Annotated in this window: 10 protein-coding genes; 5 read left to right on the top strand and 5 right to left on the bottom strand. The window is 32.8% G+C overall.

Annotated features, from left to right (window positions below):
* Positions 1-11: 11 nt before the first annotated feature.
* The 3 genes from tagH to KHA93_RS13400 all read left to right on the top strand — a co-directional run bounded on the left by tagH (position 12) and on the right by KHA93_RS13400 (position 5,666).
* Positions 12-1,622: a teichoic acids export ABC transporter ATP-binding subunit TagH gene (gene tagH / locus KHA93_RS13410; RefSeq protein WP_213111189.1), complete on the top strand. Its 1,611-nt coding sequence runs from the start codon at positions 12-14 to the stop codon at positions 1,620-1,622.
* A 449-nt stretch (positions 1,623-2,071) separates the two neighbouring features.
* Positions 2,072-3,229 (top strand): hypothetical protein, encoded by a 1,158-nt coding sequence (locus KHA93_RS13405; protein ID WP_213111188.1) that lies wholly within the window; start codon positions 2,072-2,074, stop codon positions 3,227-3,229.
* A 406-nt stretch (positions 3,230-3,635) separates the two neighbouring features.
* Complete coding sequence (locus KHA93_RS13400; protein ID WP_213111187.1) at positions 3,636-5,666, top strand: triple tyrosine motif-containing protein; 2,031 nt, start codon at positions 3,636-3,638, stop codon at positions 5,664-5,666.
* Positions 5,667-5,949: 283 nt separating this feature from the next.
* On the opposite strand, the gene KHA93_RS13395 is transcribed toward KHA93_RS13400, so the two are convergent.
* Together KHA93_RS13395 and KHA93_RS13390 are read right to left on the bottom strand one after the other, a co-directional pair.
* The gene (locus KHA93_RS13395; RefSeq protein WP_213111186.1) at positions 5,950-8,442 is read right to left on the bottom strand and encodes an SH3 domain-containing protein; all 2,493 of its coding nucleotides are present in this window, start codon (positions 8,440-8,442) and stop codon (positions 5,950-5,952) included.
* Between the two features lie 323 nt (positions 8,443-8,765).
* On the bottom strand, positions 8,766-10,436 hold the full coding sequence (locus tag KHA93_RS13390) for a vWA domain-containing protein (protein ID WP_213111185.1): 1,671 nt from the start codon (positions 10,434-10,436) through the stop codon (positions 8,766-8,768).
* 179 nt (positions 10,437-10,615) lie between these two features.
* Here KHA93_RS13390 and KHA93_RS13385 point away from each other — a divergent pair, with 179 nt between their 5' ends.
* Positions 10,616-13,147 (top strand): SH3 domain-containing protein, encoded by a 2,532-nt coding sequence (locus KHA93_RS13385; RefSeq protein ID WP_213111184.1) that lies wholly within the window; start codon positions 10,616-10,618, stop codon positions 13,145-13,147.
* A 169-nt stretch (positions 13,148-13,316) separates the two neighbouring features.
* Here KHA93_RS13385 and KHA93_RS23555 read toward each other — a convergent pair whose 3' ends face one another.
* Both KHA93_RS23555 and KHA93_RS13380 read right to left on the bottom strand, forming a co-directional pair.
* Positions 13,317-13,445: a hypothetical protein gene (locus KHA93_RS23555; protein ID WP_267917366.1), complete on the bottom strand. Its 129-nt coding sequence runs from the start codon at positions 13,443-13,445 to the stop codon at positions 13,317-13,319.
* Between the two features lie 291 nt (positions 13,446-13,736).
* Entirely contained in the window at positions 13,737-15,428 is a 1,692-nt protein-coding gene (locus tag KHA93_RS13380) for a serine hydrolase (protein ID WP_213111183.1), read from the bottom strand.
* A gap of 180 nt (positions 15,429-15,608) precedes the next feature.
* Between KHA93_RS13380 and KHA93_RS13375 the strand changes: the two genes are divergently transcribed.
* Positions 15,609-17,414: a M14 family zinc carboxypeptidase gene (locus KHA93_RS13375; RefSeq protein ID WP_213111182.1), complete on the top strand. Its 1,806-nt coding sequence runs from the start codon at positions 15,609-15,611 to the stop codon at positions 17,412-17,414.
* Between the two features lie 157 nt (positions 17,415-17,571).
* On the opposite strand, the gene KHA93_RS13370 is transcribed toward KHA93_RS13375, so the two are convergent.
* Positions 17,572-20,703, bottom strand: a complete 3,132-nt coding sequence (locus KHA93_RS13370; protein ID WP_213111181.1) for a S8 family serine peptidase — start codon at positions 20,701-20,703, stop codon at positions 17,572-17,574.
* Positions 20,704-20,801: the final 98 nt, after the last annotated feature.

Here is a 20,801-nt window from a genome sequence, read left to right as displayed (position 1 = left end):
GGCTTAAAAAAATGAAGCCAAAGGTAAAAGCGGAAAATGTTTCTAAAACGTATCAGTTGTACAGAAAACAGTCTGATAAGATGAAAGATATATTCTTTCCTAAAAAAAAGAATAATCAAAGAACTTTCTACGCTTTGAAAAATGTAAGTTTTGAGATATTCGAAGGAGAAACAGTCGGTATAATCGGGATAAATGGATCCGGAAAATCTACAATTTCCAATATACTAGCGGAAGTTATACCTCCAACTTCTGGGAAAATAGAGATTAACGGAGAGACTTCCTTAATAGCCATTAGCGCAGGATTAAACAATCAATTATCCGGATTAGAAAACATTGAATTAAAATGTTTAATGTTAGGGTTGAAAAAAGAATTAATTAAAGAATTGACCCCCAAAATTATTGAGTTTGCAGATATAGGACAATTTATTGAACAGCCAGTTAAAAACTATTCCAGCGGAATGAAGTCAAGATTAGGCTTTGCTATATCTGCTTATACGAATCCAGATATACTCATCGTAGATGAAGCACTGTCTGTAGGCGATAAAACCTTTTATCAAAAATGTGTAGATAAAATAGATGAATTTAAAAAAAGTAATAAAACCATCATTTTTATCAGCCACTCTGGTAGCCAAATGCGCTCAATTTGCGACAGAGTAATATGGCTTCACTATGGTCAGGTGGAGGAATTTGGGAAAGCCAATGAAGTACTTGACAAATATGAGGGTTTTATCAATTGGTTTAATAAACTTTCAAAAAAAGAAAAAGAACAATATAAACAAGATAAGCTTTATGAAAGATCTAAGGGCGATCAGCTATTAAATAATAAGAGGCGTAGGAAAAGCAAAAGTAATAATAACATTTTTACAGGATTTCTTGCACAGATAACATTATTAGTAATAATAACTATGCTTAGCGCCTTTTTTATGTTCGTAGAAAATACAACTTCTGCATCTAACAATGGTAATCGAGAGAACAACAACGACCAAGGTCAATCCGTAGAAGTTGAAAAAAAAGCTAAAGAACTTACTAATGTAAAGGAAATTAACCGCGAAGGAATTGTACAATCGAGATCAGCTACAATTTACACAAATAAGGATTTAAAAAAAGAAATCGAGTCTATTGAGTTTACAACGCCAATATTTGTTGAAAATCAAATCGATGATATTTATGAAGTTCAATATAATAATCGGAACGCATATATCAAGAAGGAACAAATATCTTTTATTGACAAAATTTCACCAGTTTCAGACTTGAAATTAAAGGATTTCTTTCCACTTTTTCCACAAACAATACAATCATCATATGAGTTTTTTTTAGCCCAATTAAGTTCAGACTATGTAACAGTTAAAGGGAAGTTAAATGGACTTACTGATGAAACCGAAGAATATGGTCACAAATATCTACATTACGACCTTTATGATGTAGTATATAAATTCAATAATGATGAAATTGCTGATGCGATTATAATAAAGAATATTAGTGAAAATAGTGATGTTATAGATGATTTTCGTTCAAAGGCAACTCTTATCTCAGAAGATGAAACCTTATTTTCTCTATCAATTGAAGGATATAAAGTTATAATTGATAAGGAAAACAAAACAATTATATTTATTACAGTCTAAAAGGAATAGACATAATTAGATGTATGGTGAGTCTTGGTTACAGTTGCTAAAAGACTAATGAAGTGAACCACCCACGGCGATCATTCGCATATTTGCAAATTCTAAAGATTTCATTTATAAAAATAACAAATATTCTAGTGGTTCATAGACAATTATTGTCGGTTTCACTGATCGGTATCTGTATGATAGTTTAAATATCGGAACTGGTGGCGTAGGAATACCCCATGTGATGTTTGTATATGTAATACCATCAAAAATTCAACCTAATAGCAGATACAATGTTGTTGATATTGCATTTAGCACTAGCCATATTCCTGCAGGGAAATTTGTATGGGTTTGTACCCTGTGGAGGAGGTGCACCTGGAAGTTGGGAATCATTTGGTGTTATAGATGTGTAGGGAATTATGTTAAAATGTAGAAATAAAGTGAAATGATAGAGAGGTTTCTACATGAGCAAAATAACTTTTACAAATTTTGAAATATCTGACGGGTATATTAGTTTTCATTACAAAGAGGAGTTAGTTGGAGAAGGCGGAACTATTTATTTTGAACTTGTACCAGGTATTCGTCCTAAAACTGACTTAATAGCAATAGCTATATCAACATTATGTGCAAGAAAATACACTAGCATCCATTATGATTTACAGGTTAGCAATTCTACTGTTTCAGCAATTTCAAAATTCACGTTAGCTAACGTTACTGCAAAAGAAAGCCTTGATAATAATATCCATAGAAAAAGAAGAAATAACGTTACTCTTAATTTTAGTGGTGGATTTGACAGTTTAGCCGCTAAATGCTTAATGCCGGATGACACAAGCTTAGTATCAATGGATTTCGGAGGTAGATTCTCCAGAGAGAAAACTTTCTTTGAAAAATTTGATACTTATATTGTAAGGACTAACTTGTTAGAAACTCCTTTAAAAGATAACACTTGGTCTTTTATGGGGATAGCATCTATTTTGTATAGTGACTATTTGGGTACAGACTATCAAACATTCGGAAGTATTTTAGAAGCTGGACCGAATAATTTCTCTGATGCCCCAATTGCTGCCAAAAATGTTAGTTTTCCTCCATTCAAAATGGCTGGCATGGAAAACGCACCATATGTTCTAGGGCTAACGGAAGTCGGAACGTTAAATGTACTCGGACACCATTCGCCTGAACTAATAGCAGAATCCCTTGACTCACTCGCTACTCCTGGTGAAGAAAAGAGGTACAGAAAACAGGTTTTATCTCAAATAGCTTCAAACAAAATTGGAATAAATTTCGGATTAAATATCATTGATCGACCTGCTAGGCCACACTTTAAATTCGGGCAGAATTTTGCAGCTGATTTCCTTTCCTTTTACGTAATAAAAAACATTGGAATTGAAATAGCTTCTCATACTATTAGCGAGATACCGGAAGAGGTGCAGAAGTTAGCAGATAAATTAAATTTGGATTTTTACGAGAGAGTAAACCCTAATTTCTTAGTGAACTTCCCTAAACCATTATTAGCTGGATTATTATCAAAACTTGCAGAGGCGGACGTTTTTCCGTATACACAGAAGGATTGGGAAGAGTTTTATGAAATAAGAAATCTACTCTCTATCTATTACTCAATCTAACAAAACGAAGGAACAAAATGTTATATAATAGACATCTCAAATCGAGGTGTCTATTTGTGCTACGAACAAATCACATCATAAAAAGAGGAGCTGTCCAACTATTTTTGACTCCTTTTTTTCGAACGATTATCTCATAATACAGTTTAAATCCTATAAAGAATATCAAGATCAGGCGTATCCTATTGGTGAGCCATGGTAGCGAGCCTATGGAATTCAGAGAGTGAACGTCAGCAGATTTCGGAGAAATTACCACAAGTAAAAGTAATTCCAATTTTAGCTACATGGGGTGGGTAATATCCCATCTGTAATTGAAAATATTGCTTTATAAACTCTGTAACAGTTATCTTGGTGTGTGAACAACTTATATTGTGATAAGATATTAATAAAAAATGTGGAGTGTTCAATTATGCTAGCTCAAGAAATGCAGAATACTTTAATCGAATTTACTAAAACAATAGATTCCTGGATTATTGGGGAAGAAAAAGAACTGAAAGACCTTTTTGAATCAGAATATAGTGAAAACTATGCTCCTGGCAATGCTGCAATGATATTTGCTAGTGTTTACAATTACACTAGGGATAAATATCATCTTAATAGATGTTACGACATGATCAGACGATCAATTAAGCTGCTAGAAAAAAGGGAATCAGTTAGTCCATTCTGTAGAGTTTTCTTATTACATTATTCATTAATGGCAATACTTTATCTACCAGAAGAAGAAAAAAAGAGTGCTAAGAAAGAGTTTGGAAGATTTTACGGGAGTTATGAAGATGATTGTAACCAAATAAATACAAATTGTGCGGCTTTACAATGGGGAAACGAAGTTTTTTTAAGTATGCTTGGATATAAAAAGCTTAATAAAGATAAAATTAAATATTTATTAACTTTTATTAGTAATGGGCAAAATCATTTAGGCTTTATTAATGATTCGATTCCTAGTAATGGTATACCAACAGATGGTATGCCCATAGCATATCATACGTTTATTTTATCAATTCTTACGGGTGTTATTGTTGCAACTAGTGATAGCACAGAATATAGAGAAGAATATAATTTAACAAAAGAAATCATAAAAAAAGGTTATGTGTGGTCAAGTAATACATTGGCAAGTGATGCTACTTTTGCAATGGCAGAGAGAAGTAGCCATCAAATGTTTACATGGGGTGCTCTAGTTTCTACAGTATGCTTTTCAGGGTCAGAAGACAGTGCAACCATAAAAAATGTTTATGAAAATTGGCTGAAATATAAAAAAACTGATGGTAGTTATAGTTGTACGCCTAATTACTTACCTCATGAATTAAGAACAGGTTTTGAAACCTATACACATGTAAATATGTACAACACACTTGGTTTTGTAGGTATAGCTACGGCTGAAAAAATTATTTCAAAAGATTTAAGAGTTTCTAGTGCACCATCTTTATCTGTAATAAATAAAGATTATCATTTTATTGATATTGAAAGTGGTTATGCATTTTATAAAAAAGGTAAGAATTTTTATGGTTGCAGTTTGAGATTACATGAGAAAAAGTACATTCCATCGATGCAAGGATTTCATTTTAGGTTGAATGGTAAGGAAACGCCACTTGCCGAACCTAAACTTTTAGAAAATACAGATCCATTTAATAGATACCTAATGAATAGTTTATTTGAAGGTTATATTCTTAAAGATACACTAGGTAAACAGTATTTTTCGGATTCAGTGGATAATGCACGGATTAATCAACTAGATTATGGATTTGAGTTAATATATGAAGATGATTTATTAACTTGCCAAAAAAGAATACAAGTTTATGAAAATAAAATCGAATGGGACTATACTATGACTCCAAAAGTGGATTTTGTTGATTGTGAACATGTATTACCAATAGTAGTTTTTGATGGTAAAGAAGGAATAAAATCTAGAGTTTTATCGAATAAAACGATGAATCTATTCTGGAGAGAAAGCCAGTACCAAATAAGTTGTAATAAATCCAGAAAAATCACTTTAAGTGTGGATCAACCGAGAAATTTAATGTCAGTTTCTGGAGTATCAACATTATTAAAAATCAGGATTAATAGTAACATCTTTGCTAATCAAACTATACAATGGAAAACAACTTTAAGATTCTGTAACAACATTTCTAACGAAGCAACATATGAAGAAAAACTTAATGCTGAGAATTTGGAACTAAATATTGTTAGGTTAGAAGTAGATAAACAAGGACCACAGCAAATAGGAACCAGCATAACTTATACAGTGGAAGCTACAGGAAAACAATTAAGCTATGCTTGGTATGTTTATAAAAATTCAGAACGGATCCATGTTGAGTGGTATACTGATTTAAATTATTTTAAATGGGCTCCAAACGAACCAGGAGTTTATCGAATATTAGTCTTTGTAAAAGATTTTGAAGATAATAAAGTTACAAGGTACTCTGAAGAAACTACAATAATTTAGAGCTTGAAAATGGTAACCGTAAATTTATTCGAATGGTTTCTTGCCCCTCCGCAGGGCAAGAAACCCAAACGCCAATTCCTCTCATTTAAGTAATCTATTAATCATAAAGTGCTCACTTTTGAAGAGATCGCTCTGGCTCAAATTCATATTGACAAAAACAGTAAGGATACATCTATCCGAAACATTCATTAGAACCGAAAATACAATAATAGCAGGTAGGGAAAAACGATACGTTTTTCCCTACCTGCTTCATTTATGATAATTGTATGCCTTAGCTATTACTTCAATTAAGCTCTCTTGTAATATACTGTGAACTCACCCAACCAGTCTTACCATTGGATAATTTTACTTGATACCACTTTTTTGAACTATCCATAGTAATTGTCCCATCTTTTTTCAGGACTATTTGTACATATTGGTTCAGGCTCAATGTTCCTATTGGAGTTTTAGATGTGTTTGCCTCTGGTCTCACATTTAAATTATCTACATTAACTCTTCCAAGATTTTGCACGGAAATATAGTTTTTATAAGAGTGGAACAGGATCTCATTGGTCCAATATTCCTTGTTGTCAATTTTGACTTTCACCCAATAATCATTTGTTTTTTCAAGTAAAGTAAATACGGATCCTTTTTTTACTTTTTTAGGTTTGGCATCCAGTATTCCCTTTTTGCTATGGAATTGCAAATCTTTCTTTGCAATAACGGTAATATCATTTGGAAACAAATCGCTTCCTGCCGGTACGCTTGGTTGAGTTGGGACGGATGTGTTTATAGGAGCCTTATCGTAATCGGCTTTCTTATACGGTAGAATTTTTTCCATATGACTTGCAATTTTTTTCCCCCAGTTTTGATCACTGGCATAATAAAAATTCATTCCCTCACTGTTCGCATCAATTCTTATATTACTCAAGGTTTTCGTACTAAATCCTAAATATGCACCATTATACTTCCAATTACTAGGATTCAAGTATGTTGATTTTAATTCACGAGCTATATAATCAATATTTGAATTAACACTAGAAAAACGATAGGCTCCAACATATGGCGCCGCATCAAATGCACCAAATCCAAATAAGTTATATTTTCCTAACGAAATATTAGAAGTGCCATACCCACTTTCATGGATAGCGTGGGCTGCCAAAAATAGGGCGTTAACCCCATATTTTTTACCCGTATCAATAAATACCTGTCCTTTTCCACTTAAGACACTTGTTTTTCCCACTGTACCTTTAGCAATATAATTATTAATTTGTGCTGCTGTTACAGAAGATTGCGTGCGCAAATCAATAAATTGATATCCCGTCCTAGTCGTAAGAGGATCTCCGGTTTTTACTTCTTGTAAATAAGCGCCAGAGACATATCCGGTTTTCCCACTATAGACAACTTTATACCAGTTATTAGACGTTTTATGAGTCGGAATAACAATTTTCCCTTTTGGGATAGTAGTTAGAATGGTGGATGTTGCGTCCGCTATTTTTCTTACGTTTAAGTTTTCTTTAACCAAGAAGGTTTTCTCAGCTATTTTAACTTCAGTAATTTTTTCCTTTGGAGGTTCCACTTTCGGTGGTTCTTCTTTCGGTGGCTCTACATTTTTTATTCCTTCAACATAATTACTTGAAATATATCCTGTTTTTCCTTCGAATTGTATTTTAAACCAACCGTTAGATGTTTTATGAGTCGGAATGATGATTACCCCTTTTGGGATTGAAGCTAATGTATAAGATGAATTGTGAGCATATTCTTTAAGATTTACTTTTGATGCAGTAGTATAAGTTTCCTTACCAATTTTCTTCTCAGAAGGAATATTAAACTTTGTGAAAGAGCCTTTTTCAATGTAACCTGACTTTCCTTTGTATGTTACCTTAAACCAATTGCCTATTTGCAGCTTAGTTGAAATAACTGAACCTTTAGGTATCTTAATTAGTTTCTTATAAGCATTTCCATAGGATGAATAAAGATAAGTATCATTTTTGGCTAAGTAGTTTGTTTGTGGAATTGTTTTTAAAGTGACTTTCTTCATATCACTACTTATTACATAATAATTTTTCCCATTAAATGATACCCGATACCACGTTTGTCCCAAACTATTAACGACTTTTTGTGTGGAAGAGACGACATTTCCTTTATTTATCTTGGTCACTACTTTTTTCTTTGTATCAGGGGAGGAACGAAGATTAGTAGTCTTTTGTGTTGCATAATACGTTTTTGCAGTGTTCGTATATTTATAGTATTCCTTTAAATATTTGCCGCTAACCCATCCTGATTTCGTAATGCTTTTCCCTTTGGACTTATAGGTATATGTTACTTTAACCATATCTCCTTTTCTTTCCTTTGAGGAAACGATTTTCCCTTTTGGTATGGTAAGGATAACTGGGCTCTTAGTACCATTGCTTCCGCTACGCATATTTAAATTGGCCGTTGCTTGATAGGATGTTTTTGCAAATGTTACACTACTATTTTGTTGCTTAGTGCTGGTTGTTGCTTTAGTTGCTGTTGAATTGAATTTCAAATATTTTGTTGAAACATAAGCTTTTTTATTTTTAAAGCGTATTTCAGACCATCCGGACTTTGTGTTAGCATAAACTGTTACCTTCGTGCCCTTTTTTAATGTTCCAACTTTTTTTGAACTAGCTGACGCTTTTTGTCTAATATTTAAATTGCTATCGACATTTACGACTGCTGTACTAGTTTTAGCTGCTTCGGCAGGTGTAGAATAAGGCAGAATAAAACTAATAATCATAGCCGAGACGATGGCAATTTTATTTAGACGTTTCATGGCATTATCCCCCATTTCCGTATAATACTACTAATGGTAACAAATATTACTAGATTGGTAAACAGGACTGGAGGAAGTAATAGTTTATTAGACAGGATTCGACAATTAGTAATCAACTTTCTTCTGTAAAATAATAGTTGTTTAGGAAATTACTATGTCTAGTAATCCAATTTCAAATGATGATAAATTTTGAAGATGGTTTGCTCAAAAAGAGTATAAACACATTTGAAACTTTACAATAATTAAACAGCAAAAAAGGTATAATTCACTCTATTTGTGAGGAAATATACCTTTTTTATTTATAAAATGAGTAAAGTAGATGATTATTCCCCTTTGTAGGAAACCATAACCCTCTTACTTTCCAACATACCAGTACTCGTTCTAGATATATATACTTTACCAGATTTTTTACCTAACTGTTTAATCGAAATGCTGACGGATGTTCCGGTTGCTTTCTTTGATGCTAATAATTTTCCTTTCGTGCTAGCGCTGTAAACTTTAATAATGTCCCCTTTGGCAATTTTGTTTACTTTAATCGTATCATTTTTATTTTTGTTATTAGTAATGATCACTTGTTTTGATAGTACAGAGTCAGATATTTCTCCTTTGTAAGATACTGCCACTCTATCGCTTTCTGCTTTTCCAGGTTGTGTGATCGAAACATATATTTTTCCTGACTTCTTGCCTAGTTGTTTGATTGAAAAGTTAAGTGATGTTCCACTCGCTGTTTTGTTACCCAGTAGTGTTCCTTTGGAATTTGCATTATAGATTTTGATTGTATCGCCTTTTTTAATATTAGTTACTTTAACAATATCATCCTTCCCTTTGTTGTTAGTGACTTTTACTTGGGATGATTTTATATTCTCTGATTTCATAGAAACTTTAAACTCATACGGTTCTTGATATGAATCATAATCGTCCCTAATAACTAAGTAGTACGTTCCTTTTTTTAAGTAAACTGATTTTATTGCATTTCCAGTAGCTATGTCACTTGTCCAAGTGGAGAGTTCCATAAATTTTTTCCCGGAAGCATTTTGAATAGTACCTTCCCAGGCTTTTCCTTGTTTTCTTTTTAATGAAAGTGAGATTAGCCCATCGGAAGGAACATTGAATTTAAAAATATCTACGTCATAATAGTCTCTAATAATCCCTTTATACGTTGAATTAAGATTTATTTGATTAGCAGTATCAAGAGTATTATTAAATTCTTTTTCATAGTAATTGTTATTTTCAAAGTTTACTTTGAGTTCATATTCCTCACCATATGAATTCCAATTATCACTTATTTCAATATAGTACGTTCCTTTTGGCAATCCTACTTGCGTTGTTGTAAATCCTGAGACCAAAGATCGGTCATCTGAATTGATTTCTTCATAAACTTGTCCTTTAGCATTTACAATTTTCCCTGTCCATTGGATATTAGCTTTATTTTTAATATTTAAAGTAACTTTTCCATTGTTTGGAATAGTAAACTTAAAGACATCTTTATCGTAGTAATCAGATATGGTTCCTTTATATGATTTATTTAATTCAATTATATTTGCTGTTTCTATAGTGTTATTGAATTCTTTTTCATAATAATTACTTGGAGTAAATTCAACCTTAAACTCATAAGGTTGATCGTATGTATACCAATTATCACTAATTTGAATGAAATAAGTTCCTTTCGGTAAACCAATTTGCTTTTTAGTATATCCTGAAGTTAATGATCCATCATCTGTCTGTAGTTCTTCATATACTATTCCTTGATCATTTAATATCTTTCCGTACCATTCATTATCTGTTTTGTTTTTAACAGATAATATCACGTTTCCGTCACTTGGTATTGTGAATTGATAAGTATGTACTTCGTCCCATTCTGTAAGACTTCCTTTATAAGTAGTATTTACATTAATCTTTGTAGGACTTTCAGCAGCATGAACATCTCCACTTTTAACACCAAAAAAACAAATTAATATTACTAGAAGTAATCCTGCACTTTTTCTGAATTTCAAAATTCATTCCCCCTAATTATTCTATAACTATAAATTTTATCTTAATTTTGGGGGATTTGAAATATGATAATGTGTTTTTTACATAATTATTCTTCTTATGACAAAATAATCTATTTGACCCTATTATTCTATTAAATATCTTGTATACTAAAAGAATAATAATAACAGGGCGTGATTTAATGAAATGGATTGGAAAATTAATACTCTCGACAGTTATTATATTAAGTCTAATGAATATATCGTTATCTCCATTAATTAATATTACTGTTGAGGCAGCAAGTAATATGCAGAAAATCCCAAAGACAATATTTCAAACGACAGATAGTTTAAACTTGCGAAGTGGATCGGGAGCAAAGGATCGGATTCTTCTTACGATTCCTAAAGGAAAAACTGTAACAGCGACATCCAAAATTGGTGATAAATATAAGGTGTCTTATACATATAAAGTAAAAGGGAAAAACGTAACAAACACGGGTTGGGTGAGCGGAAAATATTTGAAAGAGTACTATAAATATACGAACACAGCTAAAACGTATTATGAAACACAAAAGACTACCAATCTTCGTTCCTCCGCCGATACAAAGAAAAAAGCAGTTGGCAAGATTAATAAACGAAATATCGTCTATTCTACTCAAAAAGTCGTTAATAGTTTGGGTCAAACATGGTTTCGAGTATCCTTTAGCGGGAAAAATTACTATGTATTAAGTAGTGATGTGAAGAAAGTTACTCTAAAAACAATAATAAAAACAAACTATTTGGCCAAAAACGATACTTATCTTTATTCATCGTACGGCAATGCTTATAAGAAACTAGTGATGATTCCTAAAGGTTCCCTTATTTCAACTAAGCAGCAAATTGGTAATTGGTATAAAGTAACATATAACGGAAAAACGGGATATATTGATATAGGTAATTTTACAAAATATAACGTTCCAACTGAGACAAAAGTTGGTACGGAAACTTACACTACTAAATCAAAAATAAATCTTAAACAATATGCTCATAATTCATCTAATACTGTTACTACAATTCCACTAGGAATAAAAGTAATCCCGACCTATAAAACATCAAATGGTTGGTATAAGATAAAATATAACGGAAAAACAGGGTATGTTTTAAGCACTTATTTACAGAAGATAGACAACAATAAACCAAATGAAGAAGTATCTAGTGAACAGAAGGTAGCAGGTATCAAACTTAAAGTAATTTCAAACTTAAATGTGAGACAAAAGGCTAGCAGTACTTCAACTATTTTAATCACTATTCCTAAAGGGACTGTTGTAACACCTACCCATAAAACATCGGAAAATTGGTATAAAGTTACATACGAAGGAAAAACGGGATATATTTCAGGTGACTATGTTGAAGAAATAAAGAAAGAAGACCCTCCAAAAGTGGAGCCACCAAAAGAAGAACCTTCTAAAGAGGATCCGCCGAAAGTGGAAACACCTACAGAAAAAATTACGGAAGAAAAAATACCTGAGAAAACTTTCTTGATCAAAGAAAACTTAAACGTAAGAAAAACTGCAGATTCAACATCCACCATTCTGACCAATATCCCAAAAGGGAAAATTGTTATCCCGACTCATAAAACGTCTAATAACTGGTATAAAGTCGTCTATAGTGGGAAAACCGGATATGTCTCTAGCGCATATTTACAAGAAGTAAAAACCGGTGATCCTATTACGACTAGGACGGGATATCAATTTATTGATTTGCGCACGCAATCACCTGTAACAGCTGCACAAATTAATAATTATATTGCTAAAGGTACAGTGGGAAAAACAAGTGTCTTAAGTGGAAAAGGACAGGTCTTTATTGATTCGGGTAAAAAATATGGAGTTAATCCTCTATTTTTAGCAGCCCATGCTATCCATGAAAGTGGATATGGCACTTCTCTTATTTCGTTAGGAAAATATAACTTATTTGGATTTGGTGCATTTGATGCAGCGCCGTATGTTGGAGCCTATCGTTTTTCTAGTGTTAATTCAAATATTGATTATATAGCTCGTGAATTAAAATCAACTTACTTGAATCCAAGTAATTGGAAATACAGTGGTCCATACCTAGGCTTTAGTACGAAAACATTAAGTAATGCGCGGATTGATGCTAACAGTGAGGGTATGAACTTTTGGTATGCAAGTGATCCTAACTGGGGACAAAAGATCGCTAGTCATATGGAAAAAATATTGCCTTATAATAAAGCCTATTACGATACAGCTAAACCGGATACAACCATTCCAACTCGTCCAAGTATACCGAGCGGTGGCGATGTATTCCCAAATGATATATTAGCAATTGCTAATACAACTTTAACTCTACAAAGCAATAAAGGTGGAAATGATAACGTTAAAGAAATAAAAAAAGGAACATCATTCACTTTGTTAGAAAAAACAAATGATTACTGGGTGAAAGTTAAGGTTGACGGAAAGGTATATTGGACAAATTCCATTAAGTTTGATGCTTATAAAAGCTATTTTTCAGTACAAAATCTCGGAAGAGTAAATGTAAGTGGATTAAATATTCGGACTGGAGCAGGTACTACTCATTCAATAGTGGGTACTCTCAGCCAAAACGAATATGTTAGCATTCTTTTGAAGAAAGACGGCACGCTTACTATGGATAGTTCAAATGCATGGTATCAAATTAGCTTACCAAACGGATCTAAAGGTTGGGTAAGTAGTCAATATATTACGAGAGAGCTAAAATAAACGTTAAACACCATCAGTTTTTTGTTTTTACTGAATATATCCTGAATAAATAAAAGCAGTCTTACCGTTTTTTCGTTCGGTAGACTGCTTTTAAAATTATTTGATAGCATCCTTCATAAACAAAAAAACACCTCAAATATGAGATGTAATATTCATAGGTAAAAAAAGTTTAATAATAGAAGTACATATCATAATATAAATCTTCATCACATTTTTCAAATTCCTCGAAATAATCTTCTAAAAATGAAGTATTGGTATTAGATTTGCCCATAAATAAATTAATAATCCATGTAAACATCTAATCACCTCATCAGTGAATTTTTTTATCTTACTGACTATAATGTAGCATTCATTTATTTATTTCATTTAAAGATGATGTAAAGGTTCCGTTTTCCTTTTATGTTATTTAAATTAATAAACGTTAATCTATTACTTTCTCATTTGTAATAAGAAGGCAAAAAAATAACTAACTCTTTTGGTGGATGAATGTTGGATTATATTTAAATAATTTGATATGAAAACATTAAATATCCTAGAAATACAACAAGCCTACCGCCAAAATACGGTAGGCTTGTTGCAAAAATTAATGTCACTCTAACTCCAAATCTTGAATCTTAACATATCCTATTCGACCTGCAATATTAATTTTGTACCATTCACCCGAAATAGAAAGGTAACCGATTGTCTCCTCTTTGTTAATCGTCGCAAGTGTACTTGCTGTATCTTTACTTGATGAATAAACTTGAGTGTCATTTTGTAATTTAATTGTACCTTCCGACTGAGTTTGACTAGTTGTACCTGATATTTTTGTTGATAAAACTGGTAAAGTGGAAGATTTAGCTACAAATGCTTTTGATGATCCGTATTGAATTACATGATAATTTCCCGTCTCCGTCAATCTTAGGAAAACTTGTCCTTTATTCAAAGTTCCTATTTTAATATATTGATCTTTTACCTTTTTATATAGTAATGAGTTATCTTTTTTGATTTCAAATTGCTTAATTGAATTAGTAAACTGCAAATCTGCCTGGTTTTTATGAACGTAGCTTATGCGTTGTCCTATTTCTACTTTATAATAGTCACCTTTCATTGAATCTACGTTAATTGTTTGTCCTTTATTTAACATCGCTATTATTTTACTATTCTCAGAAGCGCTTTTCTTGATTGTTACTTTAGTACGAGCTTTAATAACTCCATTCTTTTTAAGTGAATTTTTCAAGAAATCCACATCAGTTTTTGCATAAGAGGTCACGTCAGATTTTTTTATATAAACCTTTTTTCCGCCAAATAATATTTCATACATGTTTCCTTTGTGGGCGGATACCTTATATGTTTCTCCTTTAGACAAAGAAGCAACTTGTACCAATGTTCCAGTCGGTTTTTCGAAAACTGCAGCTGCTCCTTTTGCTTTAACGAATAACGCTTTATTTTTTGTTTTATGGTGCTTATGAACGATTGCTGCAATATCGGCAATCACTTTTTGCGATTTTTTATACTCAATATTGTTGGTCATGATTGCTAGAGCAAAAGGGTTTGTATCATATATAATGCCAACATCATTATAGATTTTTGACATTGGAATCATTCCAACCTTATGAGCCGTCTCTGCACCTTTAATCCCTTTTGGAATTGTTGTATTAAAGTCAGTCTTTTTTAAGTAGCCAACAAGTTCCTTACCTAACTCATTTTTTTGCGAAAAATGGTACAAATGATTTGCATAGATTACGAGATCATTGGAAGAAGTCATATTCTTTCCATTTGGATAAGCATATTTTCCCCCGATTTTTTTCATATAATTGACGAAGTTTTGCCTTCCAACTTTCTCACGAAGCATGATAAAGGCAATATTATCACTATGTATCATTGATTTCTGTACTAAATCACGAATAGTATATTTACTTCCAACCTTTTGAAATTGTATCACTCCGCTGCCACCGTAATAATGATGTCTTTTATATGTAAGCTTTTCATTTAGGTTGATTTTCTTGTTTGCGGCCAGTTCCATAATGTACATTGCAAGCGGAAGCTTAATTGTACTAGCAGCGCTCATCATTTTGTTACTATTTAGATTGAATTCCTCACTTGAAGTTAAATCCCTATATTCGAGCGTAATCGTTCCTCCGGACTTTTTAATATAACTGTTAAGTTCTTTTGAAAGGTTTTTATTAAACGTTTGATATGCACTTGGTGCATCGGCTGCAAAAACAGTCCAGGATGGGAGTCCTAATTGAAGTATTATTAAAAATGCAATAAATATAGAAATTATTTTCTTGAAATTCATCTGTTCTCCTCCGAAATAATTTGTAACTATTACCATATTAGTGCTATTTTCCTAGTAAGTATATAGATTAATATAAAATAAAAGCTCTATTAAATTACAATCTTTATTTCACAATCAAATGTATTAGCCGATATTATTATGTGATAGATAATTATTTTCATATAAATTTAGGGGGAAAACATGCGCAAATTAAGAACAGTCATCATTGTTTTTGTATTCTTACTATCTACTTTGACCTTTAATGGAAAATCAGAGGCAGCAGGTAATATTGTTAATCCCAACAAAGTATATTCTTATGATCAAATGGTGGAGGATATTAAAAAATTGGGAAGCACTTATCCTGATTTGATTACATATAAGGTTATCGGAAAATCTGAGTATGGAAGAGAGATTTATGCTATATCACTAGGAAAAGGTCCAGCGAGAAGTTTTATCAATGGCTCCCATCATGCTAGGGAATGGATAACGACAAACTTAAATATGTATATGATTGAGGAGTATGCAAAAGCGTACCGTAAAAATAGTAAAATAAAAGGCTATGATGCTAGAAATATTCTAAATTCGACAACGATTTGGTTTGTTCCTATGGTAAATCCAGATGGTGTTACGCTTCAACAGCAGGGATTAAAAGCTTTTCCAAAAAGCATGCATGCTTCTCTCATTAAAATGAATAAAGGAAGCACGAATTTTAAGCGATGGAAGGCGAATGCCAAAGGAGTGGACCTAAATCGTCAGTACAATGCTGGATGGAAGACAATACATAACAGCCCAAAGGGTCCGAGTTATGCACACTTTAAAGGCTATAGCCCAGAAAGTGCAGCTGAAGTTAAGGCTGTCCTCAAGCTGGATGCAGAGATTGATGCTGAGATGGCAGTTGCTTACCATAGTAGTGGAAAAATTCTTTACTGGAACTATAAGCAGGACAAATCAACCTATAATCGCGACCTTGTTTATGCTCGTGCGATTAACAAAATGACCGGGTACCCTTTGGTAAAACCTAGTAAAAATCCATCTGGTGGAGGCTATACAGACTGGTTTATCCAAGCGAAAAAACGTCCAGGCTTTACACCGGAAATATCTAGACCTGTTTATGAGACAAGCCCTCCCATATCAGAGTTTAAGGGAGCATGGCAGGAAAATCAGGCAGTTGGACTTTATGTAGCGCAGGAAAGCGCAAAGCTTTTTGATGCACGGATGAAAAAGGAAGCAGATAAACTAGCTGGCTCATTCAAAACGTTAGAGAAAAAAGCTAGCAACTTGAAAGTTACTTATTTCAATAATGTAAAAAAAGAATCTCAGCTTAAGTTAACGAAAACCTTTACCGATTCATATACCTCAATTGTGAAGGAGTCTAAAAAGCTTGAATCAAAAGCAGCAAAGATTCCGAAAAAGCATCGAAAAAAAATTGATACACACATAAAATCAATAAATAGTTATAAAAACTATGCCAAATCATACATCGATGCTGTAAATTCTGGAAATGCACTAATAGACTCTACAAATAACCTTGAGAAATTGTTTATTACAGGTAATTTGGATTCAACAAGCGTATCCAAGCATAAACAACTCACTAAGATGATTGGGACTACAGAGAAAAAGTTGAGTAAAATGTATGGGGTAAGTACAAGAACATTGGCTAAGAAAAAATATATAGAACCGGCAAGCATCCTAACAAATAATGTTCAGTATGAACTTGATCGTTATAATTTGACACTACAGATTGAGAATAATATTAAACAGAAAAAAATCGATGCAGCAAAAGCAAATCTTGAAAAGCTGGCTAAATTAGAAACTGATAGTAAGAAAGCAAAAACTAATGGAAATAAAAAGTATCCTGGTAAATACAAAACATATAAGAAAACTGAAGATTTGCTGAAAAATATGCGATCAAAAGTTGAGACTGACTTGCAACAATTAGAGAAGGAACTAGAACCTAAGGAAGAGCCAGTAGAAGAGGATGATTCAGCAGCGGAGAATCCTCAGTAAAGCTAACACACTTGAACTAGGTTTGTTTGTTAAAAATTACAATAATATAGATGGATAATGCTAGAGGTATATTTAATCCATCTCGCATATGTGGCTGTAGATTAAAAATCCGAATTTTAGACACTTTACATTATTGTCTAAAATTCGGATTGTCTTTTTATTTTGAACTTCTTCTGATGCTAGGTACCTTATTACTTAACGATTTATCAGTATTTTTCATTGAATAACTATTGTAATAATCGTCGGATTCGTCAATCTCGTAATGATATTTGTTGCCTAGTTTATCTTGATATTGAAGAATATAGTATAAATCATCTGTATTGACTTTATTATATGTCAGATTGTTTGTCCCATTTAAAAGTTTATAGCTTTTGGAATATAGTAATGTTTGACTATAAGAGTCATTATATACAAGAAGTTTAAGATCTAAAGGCTCATTAACTTTTATATTAAGATTTAAAGCTGTATTTTCCCAGTAATTCTCGTACGATTGAGTGAACGAATAAGAATGTGATACTAGCCATTTTGGATTTTCTTCATTTGTGATCTTACCTTGTACGGTCGTTACATTACCACCAGCATTTTTGGCTGTAATGACATACCTAAATGGATAGTCATAGTAATAATCAGCATAGTCTCCATCATCATCATAGCCATCCCACTTAAATTTGTTAATTCCGGCTTTGAGGGAAGAGCTTTTTACAATCGTCCTTACTTTATAGTTGTAACTATCGAATATTTCTATAGTCACGCTTGCTGCATGTGACAGTTTATAAAATACTTCACTAGCATATTCTGCATAATAACTATCATCATATTCAACGACTGTTGGATACTCGATTGTCACTTTTGTCAACGCAACCGTGAGATTACCTGTGTAAGAACCGGAATTATTGTATTTATCAAGGACGGTGATTTTGTATTGATACACACCGTCAGCAAGTACATTTCCAGCTTGATCTTTTCCATCAACCACAAATTTATTAGTTCCTGCAGCTATAGAAATTCCTGACTGTACTGTTCTAACTATTTTTCCATCTTTTAAAATTTGCACTGTTACATTCCCAGCTTTGCTCGATGTATATTCATAGGAAGTATTACCAGAAGCACTGTAATATAGATTTTGGGTTGCTTGGATTGTAGGTTTTAACCAATCTTGTAAAACAAATAGTTTGGACTTTGTTGAAAGCTTGTTGCCAACAGCATCTTTTACCTCGACTAGAATATAGTACTTTCCTTCTGCTACATTAATTCCTTTATCATTTTTACCATTCCAATTTAATGTAATAGCTCCAGGATTGTAGGATTTATTATTGGTTAGCTGTTTTATTTTGCTTCCTTTTTCGGTCATAACATAGGTAGTCATATTTACTTTTTCTTTTACAGTAACTTTCAAAACTGGTTTGGATTTTCCGTCAATTTTATATGGTGATGTCAGCAAAGAAATAGTGGCTGTAGGCTTAACAGTATCAACTTTTATTGACATTGTTGCATCGTTCGATTTAACCTTTGCTGAATCCATAGCAGATACAACCAGTTTATAATTCCCGTCTTTCACTAATTGACCTTTACTATTTTTACCATCCCATGTTAGTTTGCGATCACCAGCACTTGTAGCAGAATTATTTAAAAGCGTTTTAATTAGTTTGTTTTTATTGTCATATATTTTTGCTGTAACTTTCCCAGACTTATTTAAATAATAAGAAACTGTCAACTTGCTTGTCACTTTAGGTGAGAAAGCAGCCGATGAATTCATTTTTACGGCTATCTTGATTTTATTCGTGAGTTTAAAAGTATTTGTTTTGCTAACCGTTTCTTTTCCGTTCGTTAATTTGGCTATAACCTTATAGGTGCCAGTTGGTGCATATGTCCCGTTGTCTTGTTTTCCATCCCAAGAGGCAGATGCTTTGCTTTGATTCCATACTTTTGACTTTATTAGTGTTTTAACTGTTTTACCTTTAGAATCTTGGACATAGAGTGATAGTTTTGCACCCTTATGTACTGATAATGAAAATGTGTTTTTCTTTGAACCATCGACAGTAAAATTAGTATTTAGATTAATATTTGATATGGGGGCCGAAGTTTTTTGAAGTGCTTTGTATGCATCGACACGGCCATAACCGTAAAAATGATCCCATCCTTTAGAACCTAAATCTACTGAAGAGTTTTTTAAAATATTGTAAACTTGGTCTGCGCTTAACAGTGGATTTTTAGATAAAATTAATGCAGCTACACCTGAAACTACAGGTGATGCCATGGATGTTCCACTCATATTTTTATAGGAACTTCCTGTATATGTTGAATAAATGTCTTGACCAGGTGCAGCTAGATCAATATAAGTACCATAGTTTGAAAAGTCTGTAATATTATCGTTTTTATTTGTTGCACTTATGCCTAATACAGACGGTAGTGCTGCCGGGTATGTTTCCCAATATGAATCACTGTTCCCAGCAGCTGCTATAAGAACTACTCCTTCACTCTTTGCATATTCGGCTGCGTAATCCAATACGTAACTGTAAGATTCACTACCAAGACTCATGTTGATTACATTCGCTCCATGATCTGCAGCATATACAACCGCTACAGCAACGTCGTACATATCGGCATTTTCACCTTTGAAGACGTTGATAGGCATTATTTTTACATTTGGTGCAATTCCTGCCACGCCTGTTTTATTCATGGATGCCGCAATGATTCCTGCAACATGTGTTCCATGTGCATCAGGGGTGAAGTTCTTTCCTCGTGTGACGACATTATAGGGGAAAACAATTTTTCCTTTTAGATCAGGATGATTTATTTGAACACCTGAATCGATAACCGCCACAGTAATCTGCGAAGAGCCTTTTGTGATATCCCATGCTTTCGGCATTTGGATTTTCTTTAAATACCACTGATTTTTATAGTTAGGGTCACTAGGCGTATATTCAGTTTTTACCTTGTAATTTGGTTCTACAAATTCAACTTCTTTATGTTTAAGTAATTCTTCTGCTATCTTGATCGGATCTCGTTCATCTTGAAAAGTAACGAGAGAAAATTTGCCATCTGCAAGACTAGATGTCTCTGTTCCGCTAAATGATTGAAGTATCTTTTGTTTTTGTGAAGTAGTTATTGATGATTTGAATTTTATTACTAACTCATCTTTGTCGTAGTCTCTCTTTTCATCAAAGAGACTATGAGTACTAAACTTTGAAATTTTTGGCTCTACTTGAAGTTCTTCTGCAGATGCTACTGAAAAGAACATAAAAAAACTTAAGAAAATGAATGAAAATATCGAAACTCTAAACCTCATAATCTTCCTACTTTCTTATAATTTCGAAATTAAATCTACTATTATTCTAATCCTTTTACCTAAGGAAATATATAGAAATAATCACGCAAATTAAGACA

Origin of the sequence: Lederbergia citrisecunda (assembly GCF_018343695.1) — a bacterium.
Taxonomy (GTDB): domain Bacteria; phylum Bacillota; class Bacilli; order Bacillales; family Bacillaceae_C; genus Lederbergia; species Lederbergia citrisecunda.
Note: the sequence above shows the minus strand (reverse complement) of the source record. Positions and strands in the feature narration are given on the sequence as shown.